This is a genomic window from uncultured Gemella sp. (assembly GCF_963529685.1).
Lineage (GTDB): Bacteria > Bacillota > Bacilli > Staphylococcales > Gemellaceae > Gemella.
In genome coordinates this window covers 1-6961 of sequence record NZ_CAUSAI010000061.1, presented here as the reverse complement: position 1 = coordinate 6961, position 6961 = coordinate 1, and the positions used below count along the sequence as shown (strand labels likewise).

The following is a 6961-nucleotide window of genomic DNA, read 5'->3' as shown; positions in this document are numbered from 1 at the left end:
CAGGATAACATCCACATGTCTAAACTAAATATATGTGTCCAGAATTTTGGGTACATATCATTTTGTTAAGTCGCTCCTTTTTTGTTATTTAGTTAAGTAATTTACCATATTTATTTGAATTTTTTTGTAATTCAAAGTAAAATATAATATGGAAGATATAAATATTCGAAAGAAGGAGTGGAGAAATGTTCATAAATGATTTTAAAACAGATCAAGAAATTAATATGTTTTTATTATTGGATAATGTAGTTCGTGGAATTGCTACTAGTGGTAAACCATATTTAACACTTTATCTAAAAGATAAGTCTGGAAGTATTGATGGTAAAATCTGGGAAGTAAAAGAAGAAGATAGTGAAAATCTAAAAGCCGGAAAAATGGTATTTATTGAAGGAACAGTATTAGACTATCGTGGAAAGCTTCAATTAAAGATAAAAAACTATCGAATGGCTAGCGATGAAGATAATATAAATATTCAAGATTACATTCAAACTGCGCCTGTTCCAAAGGATGTAATGATAAATGAATTAAATTATTTCCTAAAAGAAATAAGTAATGAAAATTTACGAACTGTAACAATAGAATTATTAAATAAATATAAAAAGCAATTTATTAGCTATCCTGCAGCTAAATCAATGCATCATGATTTTTATTCAGGATTAATTTATCACACAACAACTATGTTGAAGATAGCAAAAGCTTTGGTAGGTATTTATCCAACGCTAAATAAAGACTTACTTTACAGTGGAATTATTTTACATGATTTAGGAAAAACTGTAGAACTTAGTGGTCCAGTAGGAACATCTTATACATTAGAAGGGGAACTTTTAGGGCATATTGTTATTATGAGTGATGAAGTAGCTAGAATGGCTGATAAATTAGGAATTGAAGCTGAAGAAATTACATTGTTAAGACATATAATACTTGCTCATCATGGTAAATATGAATTTGGATCACCAAAACTACCTATGATTAAAGAAGCGGAAATTATTCATTTTATAGATAACATTGATGCTAGAATGATGATGTTTGAGAAGAATCTATCTAATGTAGAACCAGGAACATTTAGTGAAAAACTATTCGGTCTAGAAGGTAGACATTTCTATGTTCCAACATTCGATAAGGAAAATAATTAAGGAAAAGAGAAAAAATTATGAATAAAGGTATGAAACATATATTAGGTTTTATTGTGATATTTATTGCAGCGGTAATATGCGTATTTGGGATTATCAAATATGAGGAAATGCATGATGGTTCATCTACAAATAATAGTGCGAACTTAGGAAGTGTAGATGGTAAGCAACTTAGCAAAGAAACAACGATAATTATTGAAAAAATTTCAACATTAAATGATATTGATGTATTAAATTCAGAGTTGCACTTATCTCAAACTGTTATTGATATACTTAAAAAATATGCGCCTACTGTAAGTTATGCGGTTGATAATAGTGAAGAATTCGATAAAATCTATTTCCGTTTAGGTGGATATTATGCTGATCATAAAACAAATGATATTAATAGAATTATCGGTTCTTATAAGGTTGATGGTGGGAAACTAAAATCTACTGGGGATGACTTGGATAAGATAGGTTCTAAAGTTAATGGCAATGATAAGTTGAAATGGAATTCTCTAAATCTTAATAATAAAGAACATGATAAAGATGTTGCAAAGGCAATTGCAGATAAATATTGCAATGTAAGAATAGGTGCTGATAAGGACAGTATGATAGGATTATTCGGTTATTTATCAGATTTTAGTAGACATGTAAAAGGTGCTCAACCGGGCATAAATGTAGTACCTATGTCTCTAGCTGAAATAACAGATATCTACAATACAGGATTGCCAGAAACTTTTAATGCAGAGCAAGTGTATAAAAAGTTAACTAATCTAAAAGACGCTAATTACAAAGAAGTGGATGATAGTTATAAAGGTAATGAAGACAAGTATAATAAGAGTATAAGATTAAATGAAGTTATTTACTTCAAGAAAGATAAGATGTACCTTGCCGCATTTGGTGGTATAGGTGGTGCAGTTGTAAAAACTCCAGCTGAACCAGATAAATTTATTATTGAAGGAGATAAAGTTATTGTACCTTTAGTTGAAAGACTTATTGGTGGAAAACAAAATGGTCAAATGATTCTTCGATTAAATAATAAACAATATGAAGGTGGTCAAAGTAGATCGAAATACTATGTAGAAAGTGGCTCTTTGTCAAGTTTGGTGCATGGGAAAAAATCATTCTAGAAATCTAGGCAGCATTTTGCTGCTTAGATTTTTTCTTACTTTTATTAAGTTTAACATTATTTTTATATTTAGAACTAAATAATCTAGATATAAATAAAATGCATAGCCTGAAATTACTAAAGCTAGAATATCTATATGTTACTCTCTTTTTTATTTTATCTCTATCTTCTAATATTACTTTCCAAAAATTCCATAGAATATGAATGTATCTTGACCTTTTTCATTGTGATTAAATCAAGTTTCTCCTCCATAATTATATTTTGGTCTTTTATTAATAGTAAATTTGTGATGAAATTATTCGTGATGAATATCCTTTCTTAGTTAATTATTTTTTACACCTTAATTACATTGGATATTTGTCTTTTGTATATAAAAATTGAAATCCGGGGCTGGAGTTTTTTTCATGCCCAGGATTTATTATACAACCGAAATCCAAGAAAGAATCAAAAGATTCATTTCTTGGATTTTTATCCTACTTTAATAGGAGTGTGAATAAAACTTTGTAAATTCTTTATGTTAACAAGAATTTACCAGTTTATAATAATTATTTACTATTAAATTTTATACCATTTAGAAATTGCTTGTGTACCGTTTGTATTACGGATTTCTTCTTCTAATTCATTGTAAATTTTATATGCTGTTTCAAGTCCTGGTAGTTTGATGTTCATTTTTTCACATTCTTCTAATGCTAGTTTCATATCTTTGATAAAATGGTGTGTGAAAAATCCTGGTTTAAAATCACCGTTTAGGATACGTGGTCCATATGAAGTCATTGAAAAGCTACCACCTGATCCAGTAGATACTGTTTTGAAGAACGAGTCTAAGTCTAGTCCAACTTCTTTAGCGAATTTGAAGCTTTCAGCGACAGAAATCATAGTTGTAGCTATTGCGATCTGATTGGCAAGTTTCGTATATTGACCTTTGCCAGCCTCACCAAAATATGTAATATTTTTACCTAGTTTTTCAACTAGTGGAAGAACAACTTCTTCAAATACTTTCTTATCCCCACCAGCCATGATTGATAGAGTAGCATTTCTTGCTCCAACATCTCCTCCTGTAACTGGGAGATCAAGTGCATATGCACCAACTTTTAGAAATTCATTACTAATTTTTTCGGCTAGACTTGGAGAAGAAGTAGTCATATCGACAAATACTTGTCCTTTTTTAGCGGTTGTAATAAGCCCATTTTCTCCTAAATAAACTTCTTCAACATCTTTAGGATAACCTACCATTGTGAATACGATATCTGTAAAGTTTGAAGCATCTTTAATCTCTTCAAGAAGAGTTGCTCCACGTTTTACTAAATTGTCAGTTTTACTTTTTGTTCTATTGTATACGAATAGTTCATGACCAGCATCCATAAGGTGACCAGCCATACTCTCTCCCATAACTCCAGTTCCAATCCATGCAATTTTCATATTGATGACCTCCGATAAATAATGTTCTTATAATAATTATAGCATAAAATGATGAAAACGCTATAATTTCTGTTTTTAACTTTGGATAAATAATTTAATATCATCGGATTTTAAAATATGGTATAATTACTAAGATAAGAAGATAACTAGGAGGATGATATGAATAAAAGTAAATTAAAAGAGTTTTTCTTGTGTACAAGACCACATAGTTATCCAGCATCGATTGCACCTGTATTATTTGGAGCAACTTATGCATTAGGATACGAGATTAAATTCTCAATTTTTAAATTTATATTGTTTTTATTAGCTTGTCTATTAATTCAAGCAGCCACTAATTTATTTAATGAATACTATGACTATAAACATGGCTTAGATAAGGTTGATTCTGAAGGGATTTCTGGTTCGATAGTGAAGGGTAACTTAAGTTCTAAAGAAGTTATGAATGGAGCTTTAGTATTATATGGTTTAGCATTTGTATTAGGATTAATTTTAACCTTAATGACTAGTTTTTATGTACTATTAGTTGGATTATTATGTATGATAGCTGGTTATTTATATACAGGTGGAAAATATCCAATAGCTTATTCACCATTTGGAGAAGTTGTTTCAGGTTTCTTTATGGGAACAATTATTATTGCTCTATCATTTTATTTCCAAACTGGCTATGTTAATACCGATATTATTGTAGTTTCATTACCCTTATTTATTATGATAGGAACTATCCTACTCGCGAATAATATACGTGACTTAGATAATGATAAAGAATCAGGAAGAAAAACTTATGCAATACTTGTCGGAAGAAATAATGCGATTAAAACTTTGGCAAACTGTTTTGTAGTAGTGTATTTGCTAAATATAGTATTCGCTGTTACAAAATATGTTTCATGGTATAATTTATTAGTATTAGTTACTATTCCACTAGCTATAAAAATAATTAAAGGTTTTAGTGCAAATAATCACAAAAAAACAATGGCTCCTTACATGGTTCTAACAGCTAAGTTAACGATTTTTGTAGGATTCATAATGTCGTTAGCGAATATATTGAAATATATAATGAATTAAAAAATATAAAAAGAGTCAACTTTTTTTGTTGACATCTTAAAGTAAAAGATATATAATAAATAATGTGTTTATGAGGTGATATTTAATGAAATGGTTAAGATCTTCGTTATTCAAAAATAATAGTGATACTTTTGTTTTTGAAGAAAATATAAATGTTAAAGTAGCACACTACGATAGCTCTTTAAAAGATATTAGAGACGTTGTTGTTAGTGGAAAATTAACTCGAGGTGGACAAGATAAAATCTATGCCAATCTATTAATTAAAGGAAACTTCGAAATGATTTCAGGAAAAACACTTAAAGAAGTGGTTGTTCCATTTGAAATTGAAGAGAGAGAAGAATACGTTGATAAGTCTGTATTTGCAGGCGAAGAGGTATTCGACGTTAATTTAATGGATATGTATATTGACTTAACACCTTTAGTAAATGAGCTTATAATTTTAAATATTCCAATAACTACTTCTGATGAAGAGGAGTTAGAGATGGTTTCTGGTAATGACTGGGAAGTGGTTTCTGAAGAGTCTTTAACTGATGTTAAAGAAAAGAAAGAATCACCATTTGCGGCTCTTAATGGATTATTTAAAGAACAATAAGAATTATTTAAAATAATTGGAGGAAATTAACTATGGCAGTTCCTTTTAGAAGAACATCAAAAACAGCTAAAAGAAAAAGAAGAACTCACAAAAAACTATCTGCACCATCAATTACTATCGATGCAACAACTGGTAACTACGTAATGGGTCACCGTGTTGATAGAAAAACTGGTATGTACAAAGGTAGACAAGTTCTAGACGTTAAATAATTTAAATATTACCGAACCCTAAGGAGGTGTCCTTAGGGTTTTTTATATTTAAAAGAAGATATCTTAGATTAGCGATGTATTGAGAAATAAGTAGAGGAAATTTAATAAATAAGTAAGTTTTGGACAAGAAACTCAATATATCTTTTAAATTTTTTTGATAAGATGTATAATAATAGTATAATATAATTTTCTAATTTGATAGAAATTTAAAAGGGGATTTTGATATGACTAAGTATGGAATTGTTGGATCAGGTTATTTCGGAGCAGACTTAGCTCGTTCATTAGAGAAAATAAAAGATGCGAAGGTAACTGCAGTTTTTGATCCGGAAAATGGAGAGAAAGTTTCTAAGGAACTAGAAGCAGAGAATTGTTCAACTTTAGAACAATTGGTAACAAGAGAAGATGTAGATTGTGTTATCGTCGCAACACCGAGTAATTTACATCGTGAGCCAGTATTATTAGCCGCTAAGAATGGTAAACATGTATTCTGTGAAAAACCAATCGCTTTATCTTATGAAGATTGTAAGGTTATGGTTGAAACTTGTCGAGAAAATAATGTGATTTTTATGGCAGGTCATATTATGAACTTTTTTAATGGAGTACGTCACGCAAAAGAATTGATTAAGCAAGGGAAAATAGGAGATGTAATATTTTGTCATGCAGCAAGAACAGGATGGGAAGAAAAACAAGAAACTGTTTCTTGGAAAAAAATCCGATCACAGTCTGGAGGACACTTATACCATCACATTCATGAACTTGATTGTATTCAATTTATTATGGATGGTCTACCCGAGCAAGTAACTATGATAGGTGGAAATGTATGTCATGTTGGTGAAAATTTTGGTGATGAAGATGATTTCTTAATAGTTAATTTGGAATTTTCTAATAAACGATACGCAATACTTGAATATGGGAATGCTTTTAGATGGGGTGAACACTACGTCCTTATAGAAGGTACGAAAGGAGCTATAAAATTAGATTTATATAATACTAAAGGTACTTTAAGAGTAGTAGGAGAAAAAGAGAGTTATTTCTTAATCCATGAATCAAAAGAAGAAGATGATGATAGAATGGCTATTTATACAGGTAGAGGAATGGACGGTGCAATAGCTTATGGAAATCCTAATGTACGTTGCCCACTTTGGTTACAAAGCTGTATAGATAAAGAAATGTTGTATTTGCATAATATTTTGAATGGAGAAAAAGTATCAAAAGAATATGAAAAACTATTAAATGGTGTCGCAGCTCTAGAGTCAATTGCGACTGCTGATGCATGCACATTGTCTTTAAAAGAAAATAGAAAAGTAAAGTTGAGAGAAATAGTAAAATAGAAACTAAGAGACCAATAATAACAAATACTCCAAGAGAAATTCTCTTGGAGTATTCAGATTGTTGACAAAACGACCAAAATATCAATGAACGCATTGATGTTTTGGTC

At 30.0% G+C, this 6961-nt stretch carries 7 protein-coding genes; 6 read left to right on the top strand and 1 reads right to left on the bottom strand.

Translation table 11 applies throughout. The features are described from left to right. The first annotated feature begins 185 nt into the window (after positions 1-185). Together RWS90_RS07470 and RWS90_RS07465 are read left to right on the top strand one after the other, a co-directional pair. Positions 186-1133: an HD domain-containing protein gene (locus RWS90_RS07470; RefSeq protein WP_314550124.1), complete on the top strand. Its 948-nt coding sequence runs from the start codon at positions 186-188 to the stop codon at positions 1131-1133. 17 nt (positions 1134-1150) lie between these two features. Then, on the top strand, positions 1151-2242 hold the full coding sequence (locus tag RWS90_RS07465) for a hypothetical protein (protein ID WP_314550122.1): 1092 nt from the start codon (positions 1151-1153) through the stop codon (positions 2240-2242). Positions 2243-2796: 554 nt separating this feature from the next. Here RWS90_RS07465 and RWS90_RS07460 read toward each other — a convergent pair. After that, positions 2797-3660 carry an NAD(P)-dependent oxidoreductase gene (locus tag RWS90_RS07460; RefSeq protein ID WP_314550120.1) on the bottom strand — a complete coding sequence of 288 codons (864 nt, stop codon included), beginning with the start codon at positions 3658-3660 and terminating at the stop codon, positions 2797-2799. A gap of 159 nt (positions 3661-3819) precedes the next feature. Between RWS90_RS07460 and RWS90_RS07455 the strand changes: the two genes are divergently transcribed. The 4 genes from RWS90_RS07455 (at position 3820) to RWS90_RS07440 (ending at position 6854) form a co-directional block, all read left to right on the top strand. Further along, positions 3820-4722: a 1,4-dihydroxy-2-naphthoate polyprenyltransferase gene (locus RWS90_RS07455; protein WP_314550118.1), complete on the top strand. Its 903-nt coding sequence runs from the start codon at positions 3820-3822 to the stop codon at positions 4720-4722. 85 nt (positions 4723-4807) lie between these two features. Continuing rightward, positions 4808-5314 (top strand): DUF177 domain-containing protein, encoded by a 507-nt coding sequence (locus RWS90_RS07450; protein WP_314550116.1) that lies wholly within the window; start codon positions 4808-4810, stop codon positions 5312-5314. A 32-nt stretch (positions 5315-5346) separates the two neighbouring features. Next, positions 5347-5523 carry a 50S ribosomal protein L32 gene (gene rpmF / locus RWS90_RS07445; RefSeq protein ID WP_003147267.1) on the top strand — a complete coding sequence of 59 codons (177 nt, stop codon included), beginning with the start codon at positions 5347-5349 and terminating at the stop codon, positions 5521-5523. A gap of 224 nt (positions 5524-5747) precedes the next feature. After that, positions 5748-6854: a Gfo/Idh/MocA family oxidoreductase gene (locus tag RWS90_RS07440; RefSeq protein ID WP_314550114.1), complete on the top strand. Its 1107-nt coding sequence runs from the start codon at positions 5748-5750 to the stop codon at positions 6852-6854. The last annotated feature ends 107 nt before the right edge of the window (positions 6855-6961 follow it).